The organism is Rummeliibacillus sp. POC4, assembly GCF_003576525.1.
GTDB lineage: Bacteria > Bacillota > Bacilli > Bacillales_A > Planococcaceae > Rummeliibacillus.
Genome location: NZ_QWUA01000002.1, coordinates 1 through 21,088, shown reverse-complemented (window position 1 = coordinate 21,088; position 21,088 = coordinate 1). Strand labels below are relative to the sequence as shown.

At 36.8% G+C, this 21,088-nt stretch carries 19 protein-coding genes; 1 reads left to right on the top strand and 18 read right to left on the bottom strand.

All coding sequences use genetic code 11. The features are described 5' to 3' along the window. Nucleotides 1-79: 79 nt before the first annotated feature. Entirely contained in the window at nucleotides 80-439 is a 360-nt protein-coding gene (locus D1606_RS00615; RefSeq protein ID WP_119414081.1) for a response regulator, read from the bottom strand. Nucleotides 440-578: 139 nt separating this feature from the next. Here D1606_RS00615 and D1606_RS00610 point away from each other — a divergent pair, with 139 nt between their 5' ends. Beyond that, a complete protein-coding gene (locus D1606_RS00610) occupies nucleotides 579-1,097 on the top strand; it encodes a DUF2529 family protein (RefSeq protein ID WP_119414080.1) in 519 nt (172 codons plus the stop codon). 158 nt (nucleotides 1,098-1,255) lie between these two features. Here D1606_RS00610 and D1606_RS00605 read toward each other — a convergent pair whose 3' ends face one another. From D1606_RS00605 to D1606_RS00525, 17 genes are all read right to left on the bottom strand, one after another. Continuing rightward, a complete protein-coding gene (locus D1606_RS00605) occupies nucleotides 1,256-2,848 on the bottom strand; it encodes a CTP synthase (RefSeq protein WP_119414079.1) in 1,593 nt (530 codons plus the stop codon). 170 nt (nucleotides 2,849-3,018) lie between these two features. Further along, the gene (gene rpoE / locus D1606_RS00600; protein WP_119414078.1) at nucleotides 3,019-3,582 is read right to left on the bottom strand and encodes a DNA-directed RNA polymerase subunit delta; all 564 of its coding nucleotides are present in this window, start codon (nucleotides 3,580-3,582) and stop codon (nucleotides 3,019-3,021) included. Between the two features lie 806 nt (nucleotides 3,583-4,388). Beyond that, nucleotides 4,389-7,640: a fused isobutyryl-CoA mutase/GTPase IcmF gene (icmF, locus tag D1606_RS00595; RefSeq protein WP_119414077.1), complete on the bottom strand. Its 3,252-nt coding sequence runs from the start codon at nucleotides 7,638-7,640 to the stop codon at nucleotides 4,389-4,391. A 141-nt stretch (nucleotides 7,641-7,781) separates the two neighbouring features. Further along, nucleotides 7,782-8,408, bottom strand: a complete 627-nt coding sequence (locus D1606_RS00590) for a TetR/AcrR family transcriptional regulator (RefSeq protein WP_119414076.1) — start codon at nucleotides 8,406-8,408, stop codon at nucleotides 7,782-7,784. Between the two features lie 2 nt (nucleotides 8,409-8,410). Continuing rightward, the gene (locus D1606_RS00585) at nucleotides 8,411-9,547 is read right to left on the bottom strand and encodes an acyl-CoA dehydrogenase (RefSeq protein WP_119414075.1); all 1,137 of its coding nucleotides are present in this window, start codon (nucleotides 9,545-9,547) and stop codon (nucleotides 8,411-8,413) included. Nucleotides 9,548-9,625: 78 nt separating this feature from the next. Then, complete coding sequence (locus tag D1606_RS00580) at nucleotides 9,626-10,756, bottom strand: acyl-CoA dehydrogenase (RefSeq protein WP_119414074.1); 1,131 nt, start codon at nucleotides 10,754-10,756, stop codon at nucleotides 9,626-9,628. Nucleotides 10,757-10,889: 133 nt separating this feature from the next. Continuing rightward, nucleotides 10,890-11,750: a 3-hydroxybutyryl-CoA dehydrogenase gene (locus D1606_RS00575; RefSeq protein WP_119414073.1), complete on the bottom strand. Its 861-nt coding sequence runs from the start codon at nucleotides 11,748-11,750 to the stop codon at nucleotides 10,890-10,892. Continuing rightward, nucleotides 11,747-12,955, bottom strand: a complete 1,209-nt coding sequence (locus tag D1606_RS00570) for an acetyl-CoA C-acetyltransferase (RefSeq protein ID WP_119414072.1) — start codon at nucleotides 12,953-12,955, stop codon at nucleotides 11,747-11,749. Before D1606_RS00570 ends, D1606_RS00575 begins: the two co-directional genes overlap by 4 nt. Nucleotides 12,956-13,153: 198 nt before the next feature. Beyond that, nucleotides 13,154-15,301, bottom strand: coding sequence for a (Fe-S)-binding protein (locus tag D1606_RS00565; protein WP_119414071.1), 2,148 nt, complete (start codon nucleotides 15,299-15,301; stop codon nucleotides 13,154-13,156). Nucleotides 15,302-15,609: 308 nt separating this feature from the next. Further along, entirely contained in the window at nucleotides 15,610-16,173 is a 564-nt protein-coding gene (locus D1606_RS00560; protein ID WP_119414070.1) for a GNAT family N-acetyltransferase, read from the bottom strand. A 674-nt stretch (nucleotides 16,174-16,847) separates the two neighbouring features. Next, the gene (locus tag D1606_RS00555; protein ID WP_119414069.1) at nucleotides 16,848-17,525 is read right to left on the bottom strand and encodes an alpha-ribazole-5-phosphate synthase; all 678 of its coding nucleotides are present in this window, start codon (nucleotides 17,523-17,525) and stop codon (nucleotides 16,848-16,850) included. Between the two features lie 53 nt (nucleotides 17,526-17,578). Next, nucleotides 17,579-18,172, bottom strand: a complete 594-nt coding sequence (locus tag D1606_RS00550) for a cob(I)yrinic acid a,c-diamide adenosyltransferase (protein WP_119414068.1) — start codon at nucleotides 18,170-18,172, stop codon at nucleotides 17,579-17,581. A gap of 94 nt (nucleotides 18,173-18,266) precedes the next feature. Further along, complete coding sequence (locus tag D1606_RS00545; RefSeq protein WP_119414142.1) at nucleotides 18,267-18,665, bottom strand: bifunctional adenosylcobinamide kinase/adenosylcobinamide-phosphate guanylyltransferase; 399 nt, start codon at nucleotides 18,663-18,665, stop codon at nucleotides 18,267-18,269. Further along, a complete protein-coding gene (locus tag D1606_RS00540; protein WP_119414067.1) occupies nucleotides 18,617-19,216 on the bottom strand; it encodes a histidine phosphatase family protein in 600 nt (199 codons plus the stop codon). The genes D1606_RS00545 and D1606_RS00540 overlap by 49 nt, the downstream gene beginning before the upstream one ends. After that, nucleotides 19,189-19,962, bottom strand: coding sequence for an adenosylcobinamide-GDP ribazoletransferase (gene cobS, locus D1606_RS00535; RefSeq protein ID WP_119414066.1), 774 nt, complete (start codon nucleotides 19,960-19,962; stop codon nucleotides 19,189-19,191). Before cobS ends, D1606_RS00540 begins: the two co-directional genes overlap by 28 nt. 14 nt (nucleotides 19,963-19,976) lie before the next feature. Next, nucleotides 19,977-20,555, bottom strand: a complete 579-nt coding sequence (locus D1606_RS00530; protein ID WP_119414065.1) for a bifunctional adenosylcobinamide kinase/adenosylcobinamide-phosphate guanylyltransferase — start codon at nucleotides 20,553-20,555, stop codon at nucleotides 19,977-19,979. Further along, a partial coding sequence (locus D1606_RS00525) for an aminotransferase class I/II-fold pyridoxal phosphate-dependent enzyme (protein WP_119414064.1) occupies nucleotides 20,537-21,088 on the bottom strand: 552 nt, incomplete at its 5' end. The genes D1606_RS00525 and D1606_RS00530, both read right to left, overlap by 19 nt.

Sequence of the window (21,088 nt, the reverse complement as noted above, 5' to 3'; positions counted from 1 at the left end):
TAGGATATAGCATGGTATAAAATTGAATAATAACACTATCATAATAACAAAAAGAATAAGCATTGACCACCGTCTATACTTATTCTTTCAATAATTTGTTAATCGTGTCCTTCACTTCAAAAATATCAAAAGGCTTCATAAAAAAATGCTGTGCTCCAAGTTCTTTTGCTTTGCTAATTAAACTAGCATCTCCATTACCTGTCATCATTACAACTGGTAATTGTTTATGTAAATTTTTAATATAGTTTAAAATTTCCAATCCATTCATGCCAGGAATTTTCATATCAAGTAAAACAGCGTCGACTGCTCCATTTTCTAGAATTTGAATTGCCTCTAATCCGTTAGAAGCTAGTAACGGCTCATGCCCTTCTCTTTTAAAAACTTCGTTAAGTAAAAGGCGTATTCCTTGTTGGTCATCTACGATTAATAATTTTTTCACAAAACCTCTACTCCTTATTTTATCATCCTTATATTGTATTCGTGCCCATCCCTATTTTTTCCTCTTAAGATATCTACTTTTTTTAGATTTTGCAATTGAAATCTACCCTCTTTATAATTAATGTCATGAGGTGAATAAAATGTTAAAAATGTTATCGACCCAAGTCGGCGGTTTATTATCTAAAATTGCTTCTGATAAAGAAGATGCAATCGAAGAAACCGCGCGCTTACTTGCACAAGCAGGTGCTTTTGAAGGTACTGTTTACTTTGCATGCTTTGACGAATTACAAGCTATTGAGATAAATGCTTTAAACGCAACTGAACCTTTTAGAAAATTACGTCCATGGACAAGTAGTGTCGAAATAAGTGATTTAGATCGCGTATGTATTTTCACACACAGTGCAAATCATCCTGATGCATTAGCGCTAGCTCACAGATTATATGATTCTTTTATCCCTTTTGCTGTTGTTGCAAATGAAAAAGAAGAAGATGCTGGCGAAATGGGTGACTTAGCATACACATATATTTCAATGGGCATTAAAAAAGGCTTGTTACCAAACGAATTAGGTGAACGAATTGTTATGCCACACACTTTGACAGCATTATTTATCTATGAAGCAATTAAAATAGCATATGATGAAATGCTAGGTGGTTTATAAAACTAAATTATTATGTACAAAACGCTCCTATTGATCACGATTAGTTTTTGCTTTCTAATTTGTCGTGATCAATTAAAGAGCGTTTTTTCTTTTAGAAAACTTTCATCCTAATAATAATGCCAGACTCTATTCAAGAATCTGGCAAGTATAAAAAATTATTATTTAACTGCTGCGCCGATGAAATCACGGAATAATGGTTGTGGACGGTTTGGACGAGATTTAAATTCTGGGTGGAATTGAGATGCCACGAAGAACTTATTGTTTGGTAATTCGATGATTTCAACTAAGCGTTCATCTGGTGAAGTACCTGAGAATACTAATCCTTCTGCTTCCATTGCTTCGCGATATTCGTTGTTAAATTCATAACGGTGACGATGACGTTCATATACTAATTCATCATTGTAAATTTGTGCTGCACGAGAACCATCTTTTAGTTTACATGGATATAAGCCAAGACGAAGTGTACCGCCTAGGTCTTCTACATCGATTTGTTCTGGAAGTAAATCGATAATTGGGTATTTTGTTTTTGGATTTAGTTCAGTAGAATGAGCACCTTTTAAGCCTAGTACATTACGTGCAAATTCAACTGTTGCAAGTTGCATACCTAAACAAATGCCTAAGAATGGTACGTCATTTTCACGAGCATATTGGATTGCCAAGATTTTACCTTCTACACCACGATCTCCAAATCCACCTGGTACAAGGATACCATCCGCATCGTTTAGTAATTCTTTGACATTTTCAGCTGTAACGTGTTCAGCGTTGATCGCATTAACTTCGATGTCAGTATCAAAAGCATAGCCTGCATGTTTAAGAGCTTCGACAACAGAAATGTAAGCATCTTGTAATTCAACATATTTACCAACAAGGGCGATTTTTGTTGATTTTTTAAGGTTTTTCACTTTATCTACAAGTTCTTTCCAATCTGTCATATCTGCTTCTGGTGCTTGGATGCCAAAGTGTTCAAGCACGATGTCATCTAAATCTTGAGATTGTAGATTTAGTGGGATTTCATATAAATGATCCGCATCTACACATTCGATTACTTCGTGAGGTTTTACGTCACAGAATAGTGCTAGTTTTTCTTTCATTTCTTGAGGAACCGGACGATCTGTACGTACAACAAGGATGTTTGGTTGAATACCAAGTGAACGTAGTTCTTTTACAGAGTGTTGAGTTGGTTTTGTTTTTAACTCACCAGCTGCTGCAATGTAAGGGATTAGTGTACAGTGAAGATATAAGACATTGTCATTTCCAAGATCACGTTTCATTTGGCGAATTGCTTCAAGGAATGGTAATGATTCGATATCACCGACAGTACCACCTACTTCAGTAATAACAATATCTGCATTTGTTTCGCGACCTGCGCGTTGAATACGGTCTTTAATTTCGTTAGTGATGTGTGGAATAACTTGAACTGTACCACCGTTATAATCACCACGACGTTCTTTTTTCAATACAGTTGAGTAAACTTTACCTGATGTTACAGTTGAATGTTTACCTAAATTGATATCGATAAAACGTTCATAGTGACCAAGGTCTAAGTCTGTTTCTGCACCATCATCTGTTACGAATACTTCACCGTGTTGATATGGGCTCATTGTTCCTGGGTCAATGTTGATATATGGGTCAAACTTTTGGATTGTTACTTCTAAACCACGATTTTTTAATAATCGTCCTAATGATGCTGCTGTAATACCTTTGCCTAGTGATGAGACTACGCCGCCAGTTACAAAAATATATTTAGTCACTGCAAATTCCTCCTTATAGGTAGTGTTCCTAAAACACTTGTAAAAAATACAAAAAACGCTCCTCCCGCAAGTAACTTGCAGGGGGAGCGTATTATTTATACGGTCAATCTCCTTTTTTAAGGAGCCCAAGTAAAAGGGTATATGATATAACCTAAATTGTCAAGAAGTTATTATTTTTCTTTATCTGCTAAATCATCATCGTCTTCAATTTCAAAGTCTTCGTCTTCAATCTCGATTTCTTCATCTTCGATTTCGATTTCTTCATCTAAATCATCGTCTTCAATTTCATCGATATCAGTAGTATCAAAGTCTTCTGTATCATCATCATCATCGTCATCATCGTCATCAACGAATTCATCGAAATCTTCATCAAATTCGATTTCTTCATCTTCATGAACATCATCGACAATTGCAGCTTTCGCTTTTTTCTTACGAACTTTGACTGTTGGAGCAGTTTCTTCTTCGACTTGTTCGATGGCATACCATTCACGGATACCCCAGCGATTTTCCCCTAATACAAGAAAGCGGCCATCAATATTGATATCTGTGTAGAATTGGATAGCTGCAGCTTTCATTTGTTCTGAAGTGCGAGCACCTAATTCAATAATAGCTTCCATAATTTCAGCAAACGCCATTGGTTGATGTTTTTCTTCTAAAATAGCATATGCTAGGTTAATTAATGATTCTTCTGTTAGTTGTTCTTGAGTTAAATCACGAAGGTTCAATTCGTGCACGTCCTTTCTCTACATAAACATAATATCCATTATAAACAATTATACTTAATTTTTGCTACAATCAATTCTTCTTTTTTTCAATTCTCAATCGAGAATAGCCATAGATAAACAAGTAAAGCGCAAGAAGAAGGAATGAGATAGCGCCTAATTGCTTATCGTATATATAATAGGTTAGTACTAAGCACAATATAATAATCATGAAATGCATCACGATTTTCACTGTACCGTCACTCCTTCAAATAGTCTAATCAGTAATTTTAATAAATGCGAAAAAGAAGGCCTAATCGATTGACTAGACACTCCATAGTTATAATACATATGTCATAAATTACTCTGTTGAATAAGCATACTCCTCTATTTCCTATTCGTAAAGTAGAAGTATTGGAAAACTAATTTGAAGTGACGTTTAGTACGTTTCGCTTTTTTAGCCTTCTATCTCCGCCGGCTTGCCCCTCGTGTCATTTCGGTCCCTCGGTCGAAAGTTGGAAAGACACTTTCGATTCGGGCTCTCCAGCGCTTGTCAGGGCTTTCGGGCGCGATCCGCTTTTAATCCTATCTAGCTACTCGCGCCAGCCCTTCGAGTCGCTTCGATCCCTCGGTCGAAAGTTGAAAAGATACTTTCGATTCGGGCTCTCCAGCGCTTGTCAGGGCTATCAGGCGCGATCCGCTTTTATTTCTATCCAGCTCCGCCGGCTTGCCCCTCGTGTCATTTCAGTCCCTCGGTCGAAAGCTGAAATGACGCTTTCGATTCGGGCCTTCCAATGCATTTCGGGGCAGTTCGAGCCGGCTCCGCTTTTATTTTAATATCACATATTTCTTCTGTATTGTCCACCTACTTCGTAGAGTGCGTTGGTTATTTGGCCTAGGCTTGCTACTTTTACGGTTTCCATTAGTTCTTTGAAGATGTTATCGCCTTTTTTGGCTGTTTCTTTTAGTTTTTCAAGTGCTATAGCTGTTTCTTCTTTATGTTGTTGTTGGAATTTACGTAAATTTTCAATTTGGGTGTTTTTTTGTTCTTTCGTTGCGCGCGCTATTTCCATACTATTAATGGTCTCTTGTGATGGCGGATTCGGATTTAAATACGTATTCACACCAACAATTGGTAGTTCCCCTGAATGTTTTAAAGATTCATAGTACATGGATTCTTCTTGAATTTTACCACGTTGATATTGTGTTTCCATGGCACCGAGAACGCCGCCTCTATCATTCATACGGTCAAATTCTGTAAGTACTGCTTCTTCTACGAGATCTGTTAGTTCTTCAATAATAAACGAACCTTGTAAGGGATTTTCATTTTTAGTCAATCCGTGTTCTTTTGTAATAATCATTTGAATAGCCATTGCTCTTCGAACAGATTCTTCGGTTGGCGTTGTAATAGCTTCATCATATGCGTTAGTATGCAGTGAATTACAATTATCATGTAAAGCCATCAAAGCTTGTAGTGTCGTGCGAATATCATTAAAGTCAATTTCTTGTGCATGCAGACTTCTTCCGGAAGTTTGGACATGATACTTTAACTTTTGGCTTCTCTCATTTGCATCATATAAATCGCGCATTGTCACAGCCCAAATTCGACGTGCAACACGACCAATAACGCTATATTCTGGATCAAGACCATTTGAAAAGAAGAACGAAAGATTTGGTGCGAAATCATCTATATTCATACCTCTACTCAAATAATACTCCACATATGTGAAACCATTTGCCAAGGTAAAAGCAAGTTGTGAAATTGGATTAGCTCCTGCCTCTGCAATATGATATCCAGAAATAGATACTGAATAGTAATTTCGCACTTTTTCATCAATAAAGAATTGTTGAATATCACCCATCATTCGAAGAGCAAATTCAGTTGAGAAAATACACGTATTTTGTCCTTGATCTTCTTTAAGAATATCAGCTTGTACAGTGCCTCGAACAATATTTAATGTTGTTGCTCTTGTTTCGATAAACTCTTCTACAGTTAAATTCCGTCCAAGTTCTTTTTCACGTCTTTTTACTTGTTGATCAATAGCTGTATTCATGAACATCGCCAAAATAATAGGAGCTGGTCCATTAATCGTCATAGAAACAGATGTAGATGGTGCACAAAGATCAAATCCTTCATAAAGTTTCTTCATATCATCTAAAGTACACACATTAACACCAGATTCACCAATTTTCCCATAAATATCAGGACGCTCATCAGGATCTTCACCATATAGTGTTACAGAATCGAATGCAGTTGATAAACGTTTTGCAACATCATCTTTTGATAAATAATGAAAACGACGATTTGTCTGTTCTGGTGTACCCTCCCCAGCAAATTGACGTTTCGGATCTTCTCCTTGTCTTTTAAACGGGAATACACCTGCGGTATATGGGAATGCTCCTGGTACATTTTCTGCATAAACCCAGCGAAGAATTTCACCATAGTCTACGAATTTTGGTAAAACAACTTTTGGGATTTTAAGGCCTGATAAACTAGTCGTTTTTAATAGTGTGCGAATTTCTTTATCACGAACTTTCGTAACAAGTTCATCACCTTGATAACTTTCTTTTAACGTATTCCAATTTTTCAATATTTGTTTTGATTCTAAAGAGAGTTGGTTTTCCACATCTTCGATTAGCAGTTGTAAGGACTGAACAAGGGCGTCTTCTGGTGCTTTCTCTTGAACTTGTTTTAATGTACCTTCTAGTTGGAAGAGCTTTCTAGCTATTTCTACTTGTTGTTCCGATTTTTTGTGATAACCTCTAACCGTGTCACTTATTTCTCTTAAATAGTACCTACGATCATTTGGGATTATTACATTTTGCTTTTGTGTTTTGACAAATTGTTCATAGGACGTTCTCCAAGTATAACCAAATTTCTTATTAATAGTATGAATTAATGCCGCAAATAAAGAATTTGTGCCTTTATCGTTAAATTGGCTAGCAATTGTGCCGTAAACCGGCATTTCATCTAAATTTTGCTCCCATAATTCATGACTTCGTTGATATTGTTTTTGTACTTGTCGAAGTGCATCTTCAGATCCTTTTCTCTCGAATTTATTGATGACAATTATATCTGCGAAGTCAATCATGTCTATTTTCTCTAGTTGTGTTGGCGCTCCAAACTCACTAGTCATCACATACATAGATAGGTCTGATATATTTGTTATTGCTGCATCTCCTTGTCCTATCCCGCTTGTTTCTACAACAATAAGGTCAAATCCAGCTACTTTTATAATATCTAGGACATCACCAATTGCTGCTGATAATTCGGTATGTGAGTTACGTGTCGCTAAACTTCTCATATATACACGATTGTTGAAAATTGCATTCATCCGAATTCTATCCCCTAATAAAGCGCCACCTGTCTTTTGTTTTGTTGGATCAATCGATACGATGGCAATCTTCTTATCTGGAAACTCATGTAAGAAACGACGGATGAGTTCATCTGTCAACGAACTCTTCCCTGCTCCACCTGTTCCTGTAATCCCTAGTACAGGTGTATTTTTGGATTGTTCTCTTGCATTTCGTAACAACTCTTCAACATCAGGATGTTGCCCCTCTTCAACCGCCGTAATAAGTTGTGCAAGAATTTCAGGACTTTCCGTTGAAACCCTATAAAGTTTTTCTAATAGATCACTCTGTACTGTCGAAAAGTCACTTTTTTCAATCATCTTATTGATCATGCCTTGTAGTCCTAGAGCTAGACCATCTTCCGGCGAAAATAGATTTTTTATACCATAATCATGAAGTTCTTTAATCTCCCTTGGTAATATAACGCCACCGCCACCGCCAAATATCCCGATATGAGGTGCCCCTTTTTCTTTTAAAAGATCATACATATATTTAAAATACTCCATATGCCCCCCTTGATAAGAAGATACAGCGATTCCTTGAGCATCCTCTTGTATAGCGGCATTTACTACTTCTTCCACAGAGCGATTATGCCCAAGATGTATTACTTCAACCCCACTCGATTGAAGAATACGTCTCATGATATTAACAGACGCATCATGGCCGTCAAAAAGGCTGGATGCTGTCACAAATCGAACATGATGTTGCGGCTTATATACTTCCAACTTCGTTGTCATTATAATGTCCCCCTTTGTACATGAACAATTTCTATAGATAGAAAATGCAAGGCGAGAAATCACAATCACTTCTGTTTGTGTTTTTCTGCCTTGCACTTCTGAAACGTATATAGTGAAGTGTATACCAACAAAAATATACGACTATCTTAAAATTCCGTTTAGTAAAATCTTCGTTTGCATTTGAATGTAGTCTTCTATTTTCAAGTTCTTCCGCCAAGCCCATCGGCGAAAAGCCCATGCTTGCCCTTGTAAGACTATTTGGTGTGCGAGAAGTTTAATCTCTGTTAATGGCATATGAAGTTCTCCCTTTTTCTCACAACCAATTAACAAATTTTTAAAATGGCCAACCATCTCAATTTCTTTCGATAAGACATACTCCAACGCATCTTTTGGCAAAGACTTTGATTCTTGATACATAACAAGCATTTCATCTTGCATGTCATCTACAAGATGATAATATTGATCAATCGCATAGATTAGTCCTTCCAGAGTTGCTTCTTGCTTCTCTATAGGCTCTAATCTTTTTCGGACTTCTAGATAGATATTATCGCAAACTAGATACAATATATCTTCTTTTGTACGAATATATTCATAGAGTGTGCCAATACTGAAACCCGCTTCTTTCGCAATTTCCCTCGTTGTGGTTCGATGAAACCCTTTTTCTTTAAAAAGACGAACTGCTGCAAGTATCATTTCTGTTCTTCTTTTTTCTATTAAACTTTCATCTTTTATGGAGGTTTGGATTAGTCTTTTTCTTTCTTTGACCATAATTATTTTAAAAGCATACGAGAGATTACGAGACGTTGTATTTCTTGTGTGCCCTCGTAAATTTGAGTGATTTTTGCATCACGCATAAAGCGTTCCACTGGGTATTCTTTTGTATAACCATAGCCTCCATATACTTGAACAGCTTCAGTCGTTACTTTCATCGCTGTATCACCAGCCATTAGTTTAGCCATTGCAGATTGTTTGCCATATGGCAGATTATTCGATTCTAGCCAAGCAGCTTGATAAGTTAGTAATCTTGAAGCTTCTGTAGCCGTCGCCATATCTGCTAATTTAAATGATATCCCTTGGTTTGCAGAAATTGGTTTACCAAATTGAACTCGTTCTTTCGAATAAGCTACAGCTGCATCTAGTGCTCCTTGAGCAATACCAACCGCTTGCGCTGCAATTCCATTTCGACCACCATCTAAAGTTTTCATGGCAATTTTGAAACCTTCTCCCTCTGCACCAAGTAAATTTTCTTTTGGTACACGACAGTTATCGAAAATGATTTCTGTTGTAGGTGATGAACGTATCCCCATTTTCTTTTCTTTTTTCCCTACTGAAAAGCCTTCAAAATCGGCTTCCACGATAAATGCCGATGTGCTGTTTTTAATTTCTGGATCTGTTACTGCAAATACTACATAAATATCTGCGATTCCACCATTAGTGATGAAAATTTTAGAGCCATTCAACACGTAATGATCGCCGTCTAATTTTGCTGTTGTTTTCATACCACCAGCGTCTGAACCTGAACCTGGCTCTGTTAAACCATAAGCACCAATTTTTTTACCTTCAGCCATCGGGCGTAAATATTTTTGTTTTTGTTCTTCTGTTCCAAATTTATAAACAGGCCAGCCTGCAAGAGATGTATGCGCTGATAGTGTTACTGCTGTAGAGCCACAAACGCGTGCTAATTCTTCAATTGCAATAACATAAGCTAAATAATCAGAACCAATCCCACCATATTCTTCAGGCCAAGGAATTCCTGTTAAGCCTAGTTCAGCCATTTGGTCAAAAATAGCACGATCGAATGTTTCGTTTTCATCACGTTCTGCTGCAGTTGGAGCAACTTCATTTATTGCAAAATCTCTAACCATTTTTCGAATCATTTCGTGTTCTTCTGATAGTGTAAAGTTCATTATTTATATCCCCTTTGTTTTAAATTTTTATATAAATAATATTTGTTAGTTACTATGAGCATAGTAAGTTACAAATCTTTATAAACTTCTTGAAATAACTATTCTTTGAATCTCACTCGTGCCTTCGTAAATTTCTGTTACTTTTGCATCTCGGAAATACCGTTCTACTGGATAATCTTCGGTATATCCATAGCCTCCGAATATTTGAATGGCTTCTGTAGTGACTTCAACTGCTGTTTTTGATGCAAAAAGTTTTGCCATAGAAGCTTCTTTTCGGCAAGATTCCCCCATAGCCTGTAAATTAGCTGCTCTATAAACTAGTAATCTCGCAGCTTCAATAGAGGTTGCCATATCCGCTAATTTAAATGAAATCCCTTGATTTGCAAGAATTGGCTTACCAAATTGGTTTCGTTCTGATGCATATTGAGTTGCTGCTTCTAAAGCAGCTTCTGCGATTCCTAAACTTTGTGCAGCTATCCCTATACGTCCTATATCTAAATTCGCCATTGCAATTTGGAATCCTTTTCCTTCTTCTCCAAGTAGGTTTTCTACTGGGACTTTCATCTGTTCAAATGTAAGTTGTACAGTTCTTGAACCATGTAATCCCATTTTTCTTTCATCTTTTCCTATGATAAGACCTGGTGTACCCTTTTCAACGATAAATGCTGATATTCCCCTTGGCCCTTTAGAAGGATTTGTTGTTGCAAAAACGATGTAGACATCTGCCTCACCACCATTTGTGATAAAAACTTTGGAACCGTTTAGTTCATAATAATCGCCTGATTTAACTGCCTTAGTTTTTAAGGAGCCAGCATCTGATCCTGATGAAGGTTCTGTTAAGCAAAAGGCTCCTAAATATTCTCCAGAAGCTAATTTGGGAACGAAGCGTTGTTTTTGTTGTTCATTTCCAAAATAGAGTATTGGATTGGTTCCGACCGATGTATGCACAGACAAAATCACCCCGATGACTGCACTTACTTTTGCTATTTCATTGATAGCGATAATATAGGATGTAAAATCCATTTCAGAACCGCCATATTTTGCTGGTGTTGTAATCCCCATAAGCCCTAGCTGTCCCATCTCCGCTAGGATATCACGTGGGAACCCCCCATCTTCCATATATTTCACTTGTGGTGCAATAACATTCTTTGCAAAATCCCGAACCATATCGCGCATCATCATTTGTTCTTCTGTGAACTGTAGATCCATGATGTTCTCCCCTTTATCATGCATGTAGGACAGTATAAGCAAAAGGCTATTTCTTTCTGAAATGGAGCTTTATTTTAAACGAGTGACAACACTATTTATCTATAAATCCCATCTTTCAGTAGAAATGATTTTACTAATTCTCTAATTCATAATCATAAAAGCCTCTACCTGTTTTCCTTCCTAGCCATCCTGCCTTTACGTATTTCCGTAATAATGGGCAAGGACGATATTTGCTATCTCCGAATCCTTCATATAGTGTTTCCATAATGTAAAGGCAAGTATCAAGTCCTATAAAATCTGCTAAAGTTAACGGACCCATCGGATGATTCATACCAAGTTTCATCACATCATCTATTGCTTCTTTTGATGCAACGCCTTCATACAATGTGTAGATGGCTTCATTGATCATTGGCATAAGAACGCGATTGGCAACAAAACCTGGAAAGTCATTTACTTCAACAGGGACCTTTTCAAATTTCTTCGTTAACTGCTCAATCTCTGTATATACTTCATCTGATGTAGCTAACCCTCGAATGATTTCTACAAGTTTCATCACTGGAACTGGATTCATAAAGTGCATGCCGATGACTTGTTCAGGACGTTTTGTTACGGCTGCAATTTCCGTAATGGGTAATGATGACGTATTGGATGCAAGAATCGTATGCGGAGGAGTAATTTCATCTAGTTGTTTAAAAATAGATTGCTTGACTTTCATATTTTCAACGGCTGCTTCTATAACAAGATCGACACCACTTGCATCTTCAAGAGATAAAGATTTGTCAATTCTTTTTAAAACCGCTTCTTTTTCAGTTTCTGTCATACGACCTTTTACAACATTCCGAGAAAGGTTTTGTGTGATTGTGCGAATCCCTTTTTCGAAAGATTCTTCACTAATATCATTTAGTTTTACCGCTAATCCCGCTTGAGCACAGACTTGAGCAATACCTGAACCCATTTGACCTGCACCAATTACCATAACTTGTTGAATAGTCATTTTTTTACCCCTCCTTGTATTGGAACTTCAATCATGATTGCATCGCCTTGACCGCCACCTGAACAAATTGCGGCAATTCCAATGCCACCACCTCGACGTTTTAACTCATAAGCTAACGTTAAAATAATTCTTGCCCCCGAAGCGCCAATCGGATGGCCTAATGCTACAGCTCCACCATTAACATTTACTTTTTCTAAGTCCAGTCCTGCGATTTGACTACTTGCAAGAGCAACGACCGCAAATGCTTCATTGATTTCAAACAAATCAATATCTTCTACCGTTTTACCTGTCTTTTCTAAAATTTTGTTGATGACGAGTCCTGGTGTTTGTGGGAAATCATTTGGCTCTACCCCTACTTCTGCATGACCGATAATATACGCGAGCGGTGATAGTTGATGTTCTTCTGCATATTGTTCGCTTGTAACAACAATTGCACATGCTCCATCATTAACACCTGGGGCATTTCCAGCAGTAATTGTCCCATCCTGACTGAATGCTGATTTCAATTTTGATAGTGCTTCAATTGATGTATCTTTTCGTGGAGCCTCATCTGTATTTACTATCACATCATCGCCTTTTCTTTGAGGGATTGTTACAGATGCAATTTCTTCACTAAATTTTCCTTCTTCAATTGCAGCAATTGCCTTTTGATGACTGCGAATCGCCCATTCATCCTGTGTTTTTCTTGAAACTAAGAATTTATCTGCAGTTTCATCACCATATGTGCCCATATGAACATGTTTGGCATGAAATGCACACGAAAGACCATCATAAACCATACCGTCGACTAGTGTTGCGTCTCCCATTCGCAAGCCAAATCGCCCTTTTGGTAATAGATAAGGGGCATTAGACATCGATTCCATCCCACCAGCTACAATGACTTGTTCCTCCCCAAGTCTAATAAGTTGATCTGCAAGAGTGACACTTCGTAACCCAGATGCACATACTTTGTTAATCGTTTCTGTTTTGACAGAGTAAGGAATACCCGCTTTTGTAGCCGCTTGTCTTGAAGGTATTTGCCCTTGTCCTGCCTGTAAAACTGTTCCCATGATGACTTCATCTACTTGCTCCGTTCCTATGTTAGAACGCTTTAATGCTTCTTTTATCGCCACACTACCTAGATCACTGGCAGATAAACTGCTAAGTTTTCCGCCTAGTTTTCCAAAGGCTGTTCGTGCTCCATCAATAATTACCGCCTTTTGCAAGTTGGACACCCCTTTAAATTGTCATTGGATACGCTTACATAGATTATTTATAGAAAGCGAGTGCTCAAATACTCATGGTGACTGAACGCTCGCTCAACAAAACTTTTGAAAAAAAGAGAGGGCACTTGCTCTCTCTTTTTCACTTGTAAATATTGTATAAAAGTATTAATTATTATGCAATACCCTATTTTTTTCTGTTTATTGTACCGTTTCTTCTTCCGCACCTTGTGAAACTTGTACTTCTCCACATACAGATTTCTCTAATAACTCTGCAATGTCATATGTTCCTATTTGTTCTTCTACTTCTTTCGCTTTTGTTCCATCTGATAACATTGTTAAGCAATAAGGGCATCCTGAAGATATGATTGTAGGATTTACTGCTAATGCTTGCTCTGTACGAGCTACATTAATACGGTTTCCTACATGTTCTTCCATCCACATTAACCCCCCGCCAGCTCCACAGCACATTGCAGTATCACGATTACGTTCCATCTCAACTAGTTTAACTCCTGGAATTGATTTTAAAATCTCACGAGGAGCATCGTAGACATCATTGTATCTTCCTAAGTAACAAGAATCATGGAATGTAATGGTCTCATTTACTTCATACTGAGGTTTTAAACGTCCTTGTTGAACTAGATCATACAATAATTCTGTATGGTGATATACTTCTCCACTCCATCCAAAGTCACTATACTCATTTTTGAAAATATTATATGCATGTGGATCAATCGTTACAATTTTTGTTACGCCAGCTTTTTCAAACTCTTTAATATTTGCCTCTGCAAGTTCTTGGAATAAAAACTCGTTTCCTAAACGGCGAGGCGTATCACCAGAGTTCTTTTCTTTATTGCCTAAAATCGCAAATTTCACACCTGCCTCGTTCAACAAATGTGCAAATGCTAGCGCAATTTTTTGTGAACGATTATCAAAAGATCCCATAGAGCCAACCCAGAAGAGGTATTCAATTTCCTCACCTGCTTTTGAAGCTTCTTTTACAGTTGGAATTCGCACATCTGGTCGTGCATCTCTCCAATTTTCCTTTTCTTTACGATTAATCCCCCAAGGATTTCCTTGACGTTCGATGTTTGTCATTGCACGTTGCGCATCTGGATTTACACGTCCTTCTGTCATTGTTAAATAACGACGAAGATCAATAATTTTCTCTACATGCTCATTCATCACAGGACATTGGTCTTCACAGTTACGACAAGTAGTACAAGCCCAAATCTCTTCTTCTGTAATAACATCTCCAATTAGTGAAGGACTATAAACATCTTCAATAATTGCCCCTTCTGCCCCTGCAGCAAGTGCTAATTTGTTTCCTTGTGTGTTTTTAAAGAACACTTTCGGTACCCAAGGCTGTTGATGTGTTTGTACAGCCCCAGTAAACGTTAAATGATCTCGAAGTTTTGTCATTAAATCCATTGGTGATAACATTTTGCCTGTTCCACTCGCAGGACACATATTCGTACAACGACCACACTCTACGCACGCATAGAGATCAATTAGTTGAAGTTGTGTGAAATCTTCAATCTTACCAACGCCAAAGGATGGTACTTCTTCGGATTCTTCATCTTCGCTTTCTAATGCTTCAAAATCGATTGGTGTCAGTTTTCCAACTGATGATAGACGATTAAAGTAAACGTTTACAGGGCCAGCGATTAAGTGTGCATGCTTAGATTGTGGAACATATACTAGGAACGTTAAAAGAATCAGTAGATGAATCCACCACATGATAAAGAATACTGTTATAGCAGCAACAGGCGGTAAGAAACCAAATGCTGTGCCAATTATAGATGCAACAGGTTCTGACCAAGTTGCTTCTTCATCATGCCAAATCATTCCCATACCATTGCCTACAAGTACAGAAACCATTAAACCTCCGATAAAGATAAGAACAAGCCCAGACTTCAAGCCACGTTTTAGGCGTACAAGTTTTTCAATATACCGTCGATAAAATGCCCATACTACAGCAACCAAAATTACTAATGTTACAATTTCCTGGAAGAATGTAAAGTAAGGATACAATGGTCCAAGCGGTAGATGTGACCCCGGTTTTAGACCTTTCCAGATAAAATCAATCGCGCCAAACTGAACTAATATAAATCCATAAAAGAACATTACATGGATGGCACCACTCTTTTTATCCTTCAATAACTTCTTTTGTCCAAAAACATACACCCAAATTTTCTGTAACCTTGCTTTGACATCATTATCAAACTCAACTTTTTTCCCCATCTTGATAAATTGATAACGTGTCTTCACTAAATACGTGAATAATCCTAATGCATAAGCTACTACAGCTAAAAATAAAATCCAATTAATAATTAATAGTACGTTCATTTCTTTCCCCCCTCTTAGCTGCTTCTTTCCCTTTGTTTTGATCATTGGTATTTTCTTAGAAAATACTTTTGTTGCTATCATTGTAAAATATGAATGAGCATTCAGTCAATCTGTTTTCTAATAAAAACATAATATTTTCTCTAAAAACATTAATATTTCTGTTTAGAAAAAATATTAAAAGTTGCTTTAAAATTCTATTAATTTAATATATTCAACTGATATATTATTATAACCATTTTAAATATATTTCTTGGTAAAATTTTTAAAATTGCTTTTGAGTTTAAAAATGTACATTCATACAAACACACTTAATGTTGAGTAACTGCATAAATACACGTATCAGTTACACGTTTTCCATCTGCTGATAAATCTTCATTCTTTAAAATACCTTCTAATGTAAAATGGAGTCTTTCAGGAATTGCACGACTTTTTATATTTTCACTTTCACAACGAATTTCAATACGTTTAAAACGTAAAGTATGTATCCCTAATTTAGTAATAGCATCAACAGCTTCTGTCATATAACCATTTCCAACATATTTGCTATTTGCCCAATATCCAATTTCACATTTAGGAATATCCCAATCGATAGACTGAAGGCTTGTTACCCCAACAAATTCTCCTGTTTCTTTAGTAAATATGAGAAAACGAAAACTCTCATTTTTTAAAAATTTATCATGAGCGCTTTCTAAATTAAGTTCTGTTTCTTCTTGCAAAGGAAGTGTTTGGACAAATGGTAACCACGGTTTCAATTCTTGAATGGATTCTCTGATTGCTAAATTCATTACTTTTCCGTCATTGCGTTGTGGAATTCTTAATAATAATCGATCTGTATAAATATGTGTTGGTACTTCTGATAAAATTTTTGTCATATATCACAACACCTTCCTACCTTTTCCTAATATTATTCTAGAGAGATTTAACAAATTCCTTTTTAATCGTGATTTTCCCTTTCTATTTCCTTTCTACTAAAACAGGTGTTAATTTATTTTTAATACACTCAATTTTAGCACCATAAATATTTAGGTATCTCCTTACAACTAAGTATAGCTGTCATCTAACTATCCATTTGACTTTTAGATTCACGATGTTTTAAGAAGGTGATGTACAAAAAGCATAAGATGTTTTGTTCTATATCCGAAATACTATAAATTTTATCCGGTACTAATCTGTTGATTTCCGTTACTGGCGGACGCTTTCCGCGGGCGAGCGGTGAGCCTCCTCACTTCGTTCCGGGGTCTCACCTGTCTCGCTTTCCCGCAGGAGTCGCCGCCATCCACTCCAATCAACATACAGATTCATAAATATAAATAAATGGGCCAAGAAAGATGGTGTCAATTTTATACTTTTTAAGAGAAAGCAAAGTAATTCAATAGTAGAAATAACTCCAGTAACATCAGGTGTTTAAAATGGAATTTTAACTACGAAAATTGATTTATACACAAAAACTGGGACGGAAAAATTTTAGCTAATAAAAAATCCGAACTATAATGTGGAATTTTAAATTTCACATTGTCCGGACTGTTGTTTTTTATTATACAAGTTATCAAATGATTTCTATTGGTTTTAGTAATTCTCCAAATAGATTTTGGGCTTGTTGAATTTTTTCTTTGTATATTCCAATTAGAACAACTGTTGAGGGGCCTGCAGATGCTTGTATATCCCATTCACATTTAAATGATCTATCTCCAAGTAAAACTCTGATTTCTTTTGCAATACCTTTTGACCCTACTGGCCAAATACGTTCAATCAATTTCTGTTGCATGGCTCTATAAATCATTGTTAGATTAGCTATCTTTTCTGGTTCTGCTACAACTTGATCTCCAACCAAAGGTTTACCATACGTAAACCATTGAAGATCTGTTGCAGAAGGGAGTTCTTTAACGAAATTTCCTATTATCGTTATTCCAATGCATGATTGTAATGTTTTTATATTGGTCTCTGTGCTCCCAGTAATTTTTGGGGTTTCTATTCCGATTTCATCAAATAACCTTTGTATGCCTGCTACATATCGATTCCAAGCTTCTTCTCCACTAAAATTATGTAAAATGATTGCTTCTGGTTCAGCGCCGGCTGCCCATTGTTCGAGTAATGTGACACGCCCAGAAAAATAACTTGTCATATCATCTGGGACGTTCACTACATCTTGTTCTTTTTGACCAATTGCACCTGAATTATCAGTTGTTACGATCAAACCCTTCGATAAGGATAGTGCATTTCTCATTATTCATGTGCCTCTCCTGTTAGTGTTAATATCTTTAATTTCATACTGCACACCTAGTCCTTTTCCTTTTTTCTACCGCCGTTTCTGAATACTTTTGCACTGCGAATATATTCAATATCTGATACATTTAAACGTGCATTTACAACACGAGCTGCAGCAAATAAATAATCCGATAAACGATTTAAATAACGTTGGACTACTGTTGGGACATCCCCTTCTTCTGCGTTTTTCAATAATGTGACTGTTTGGCGTTCTGCTCTTCTTGCAATGGTACGAGCAATATGCAATGTTGCAGCAGCGGGTGATCCTCCAGGTAAGATAAACTTCTCAAGTAAAGGTGGTTCATCCATTAATAGATCAATTCGTTTTTCCATTACTTCAATTGGCTCATCTGTCATTTTATAATGGCGGTCTTTCATGACATTTGCTAAATCGCCACCACAATCAAATAACTCATTTTGAATATTTTCTAAGTCTTGTAAGATGTCTTTGAATATTTCTTTATCTAATTCTGTCACAGCTTTACCTATAAATGAGTTAAGTTCGTCGATTGTGCCATAGGCTTCTACTCGGAAGTCGTCTTTGTCTACTCTGCCGCCAATAATACTTGTTTTCCCTTTGTCACCTGTACGTGTGTATAAATTCATCTTTCTTCCTTCTTTCCTTTTATATTTGGTTACACTTTATCTATAATTACTTTTCAATATAAATCTACTTTTCCCTTTTCTCATTAATAGGAATTTACTTTATCTCTTCAGCTATCCCATACCAAATTCTTGTGACGTGGTCACTTATAGCAAATAATTGTTGATATAATCTTCCAAGAGTGTCCCTTAATTGTCGGTCTTGTTGTTCGATTGGTACGATACCTCTTCCCATTTCTGTTGCAATGATAATCACCTGATGTTGCTTTTCTAATAACTGTAGCTGTTCAACAATTTTAATTGCTAGTGTTACTTCATCCTCCTCAAGAAATGGTTTAATCACTTCCTCAAGTTTGGATACTACTACCGTGTGGCTAGTTGGGGTTTTCGGAAGTTGCCCTACATACCATTCGACATCTTCAATCCCTCGTTCCTTTAACCAACGTCTTACATATTCATGCTTTCCGTTATAGGCACCACCGATAAAAGTGTGCATCGTTTCCCCTCCTTAAACGCTTCTGACGTATCCCATTGAAGCTTGAATAATTCATCATGTGATACATGCCAATCCCAAAAGTCACTAGGTTCAGGAGACAATCGAACAAGTAATGCCCGAATCGTACCACCATGTAAAATAAGAGGATACTCACGAAGGTTTTTTGGTAATCTTCTAAAAGCATCTATACAACGATTGGTCACTTCTATTAAAGTTTCACCAGCTGGAGGTGCTATATGATTAGGATTGTCAATCCACTTTCGATACAGAGGACATTCTTTTAAGTCATCATACGTTTTCCCTTCAAACTCGCCAAAGTTACTTTCTCTAAACCCAATATCTCCGTAATATGTAGCATTAGGAAAATAGCTTTTTGCCGTTTGCTCACAGCGCTTCAAATCACTTCCAAAAGCCACTTTACACTTCTTATTTACAACAGGTAAATTTTGATTTGGTAAAATGTCTTCATCTGTCCAGCCCAAATAACGATGCTCAATATTGCTTTTTGTTCTTGCATGACGCATTAAGTAAATAGTAATAGAGCAATCCATAATACTCCCTCCATACCTTCGATAAATGCACCTAGCAAATCGCCAGAGCTCCCACGGAAATTACGAATTGTCCACCATTTATAAAAGAATGCAGTAACAATTACTATTAGAAGTAAGATAATTAACTGCCATTGACCACTTAACCAGAACAAAAACGTAGTCCCAATAATCGTCGAAATGATTGTACTTATTAGCCAATATTTAAGATTCAGATGTTGTTTAAAGAAAAACCCTAACCCTTTTTCCTTTGAACTTTTGGTCTGAATAAAATACACAGACATCCCTAGACGAGAATAGAATGGTACGGCTATTAACCAGATCCAATTAAAATCTTGTTGTCCTACTAATTCTGAAAGGAAAAAGATTTTTGTTAACACTAAAAAAACTAAAGACATTGCACCAAAAGCACCTATACGTGGATCGTCCAATATCTCTATACGCTTATCTATATCACGATATGAAAAATAAGCGTCACCCATATCTACAAAGCCATCTAAGTGTAATCCCCCTGTCCAAATCACATAGCCAAACACAAGGAGAAAACCTGTAAGTATTGAGCTTAAATCGGTATATGTTTGGAGCAAGTAAAATATAGCTGTCATCACAGCACCCATAATCGCTCCAAGCCATGGTAAAAAGGAGAACATGGCAGTAATTGTTTTCTTTGTTAATGGTAATTCTTTATTAATCGGTACTACTGTAAAAAACTGAAATGCTAGTAGTATCCCATTTAAGACCGTTTTCATCGCAACATCCTCCTCTACTTCCATCTATGTGCATAGCCGTATTCCATCTCAATCGCGGTTGTTGCCTGCTGTACAAACCATTGATGAAGTTGTCCTAAATATTTTTGATATAACTTAACTTCAGTAAATTTAGATATAGGCTCATCTAATACTTCGTTAGAAACAATTACAAGAGGAATTTGCATTGCGCGTAATGTAAGAATGGTCTTTTTCATTTCAGCGATTCGTTCAGTAAGTTTTAAAGGCTGTTGCCAATTACAAATACCTGTTTCAAATCCTTCATAAAATTCGTTCGTCAGCCATGTTGTAACACAATCCCAAAGTACAACATCTCCTTTTTGGATCATTAAAAGAAGTTGCTGTAAATTTGTTGGTTGTTCCACTGTAACCCAATTTTGTTTTTGCTTTTTTCGATCTAGCTTATGTCGAGCTATCCGTTTTTTCATCTCATCATCAAATGCGACTCCAGTAGCTACGTAAATGAGTCTTTGTGCTTGATATGCTTTAGCTAATGATTGTAGTTGCTGCTCTGCAAAAGCACTTTTGCCACTTCTCACACCACCAGTGATGAAAATTAGTTCCGTTTCAGCCATAAAGTCATCTCCTTTTGCAATGACTTCATAGATTTTTCATCTTTCATCCCTACTCGAAACCATTCGCCATTCATTCCCTTAAAGTTTTCTGTATGTCGAAGTACCATACCTTTCTCTAACATCGCATGGAAAAATGCTTTGGATTGTTGCGGTTTGGGTAATTGAAAACAGATATAATTCGTAATACTTTTCGTTGTCTTGCACCCAGATTGATGCAAGAATGCCGTAAAAAGTTCCCTACATTTTTGTGCGTATTGAATAGACTGATTTCGAAATTCAGTTTCTTCTAAACAAGATGCACCAATCTCAGCGGCCAACCCATTAATATGCCAGTGTGAAGCTTTTCTTTGTAATGTTTGAATCATTTCGGGTGCTGCAATCATATATCCTAATCGAACACCAGCTATTGCATACATCTTCGTCATCGACCTGACAATCATAATATGTGGATGTTCATTTATATAAGGAATCATTGACGCTTCTTCGCCAATCCAATCGATAAAGGCTTCATCCAACACAATATGACAATTGGC

Bases quoted from the DNA above. Each gene is read 5' to 3' on its own strand.
- D1606_RS00610 (WP_119414080.1), top strand. From the start codon at position 579: ATGTTAAAAATGTTATCGACCCAAGTCGGCGGTTTATTATCTAAAATT.
- icmF (WP_119414077.1), bottom strand. From the start codon at position 7,640: ATGACAACGAAGTTGGAAGTATATAAGCCGCAACATCATGTTCGATTT.
- D1606_RS00590 (WP_119414076.1), bottom strand. From the start codon at position 8,408: ATGGTCAAAGAAAGAAAAAGACTAATCCAAACCTCCATAAAAGATGAA.
- D1606_RS00585 (WP_119414075.1), bottom strand. From the start codon at position 9,547: ATGAACTTTACACTATCAGAAGAACACGAAATGATTCGAAAAATGGTT.
- D1606_RS00580 (WP_119414074.1), bottom strand. From the start codon at position 10,756: ATGGATCTACAGTTCACAGAAGAACAAATGATGATGCGCGATATGGTT.
- D1606_RS00575 (WP_119414073.1), bottom strand. From the start codon at position 11,750: ATGACTATTCAACAAGTTATGGTAATTGGTGCAGGTCAAATGGGTTCA.
- D1606_RS00565 (WP_119414071.1), bottom strand. From the start codon at position 15,301: ATGAACGTACTATTAATTATTAATTGGATTTTATTTTTAGCTGTAGTA.
- D1606_RS00560 (WP_119414070.1), bottom strand. From the start codon at position 16,173: ATGACAAAAATTTTATCAGAAGTACCAACACATATTTATACAGATCGA.
- D1606_RS00555 (WP_119414069.1), bottom strand. From the start codon at position 17,525: ATGAGAAATGCACTATCCTTATCGAAGGGTTTGATCGTAACAACTGAT.
- D1606_RS00550 (WP_119414068.1), bottom strand. From the start codon at position 18,172: ATGAATTTATACACACGTACAGGTGACAAAGGGAAAACAAGTATTATT.
- D1606_RS00545 (WP_119414142.1), bottom strand. From the start codon at position 18,665: ATGCACACTTTTATCGGTGGTGCCTATAACGGAAAGCATGAATATGTA.
- D1606_RS00540 (WP_119414067.1), bottom strand. From the start codon at position 19,216: ATGGATTGCTCTATTACTATTTACTTAATGCGTCATGCAAGAACAAAA.
- cobS (WP_119414066.1), bottom strand. From the start codon at position 19,962: ATGAAAACGGTCTTAAATGGGATACTACTAGCATTTCAGTTTTTTACA.
- D1606_RS00530 (WP_119414065.1), bottom strand. From the start codon at position 20,555: ATGGCTGAAACGGAACTAATTTTCATCACTGGTGGTGTGAGAAGTGGC.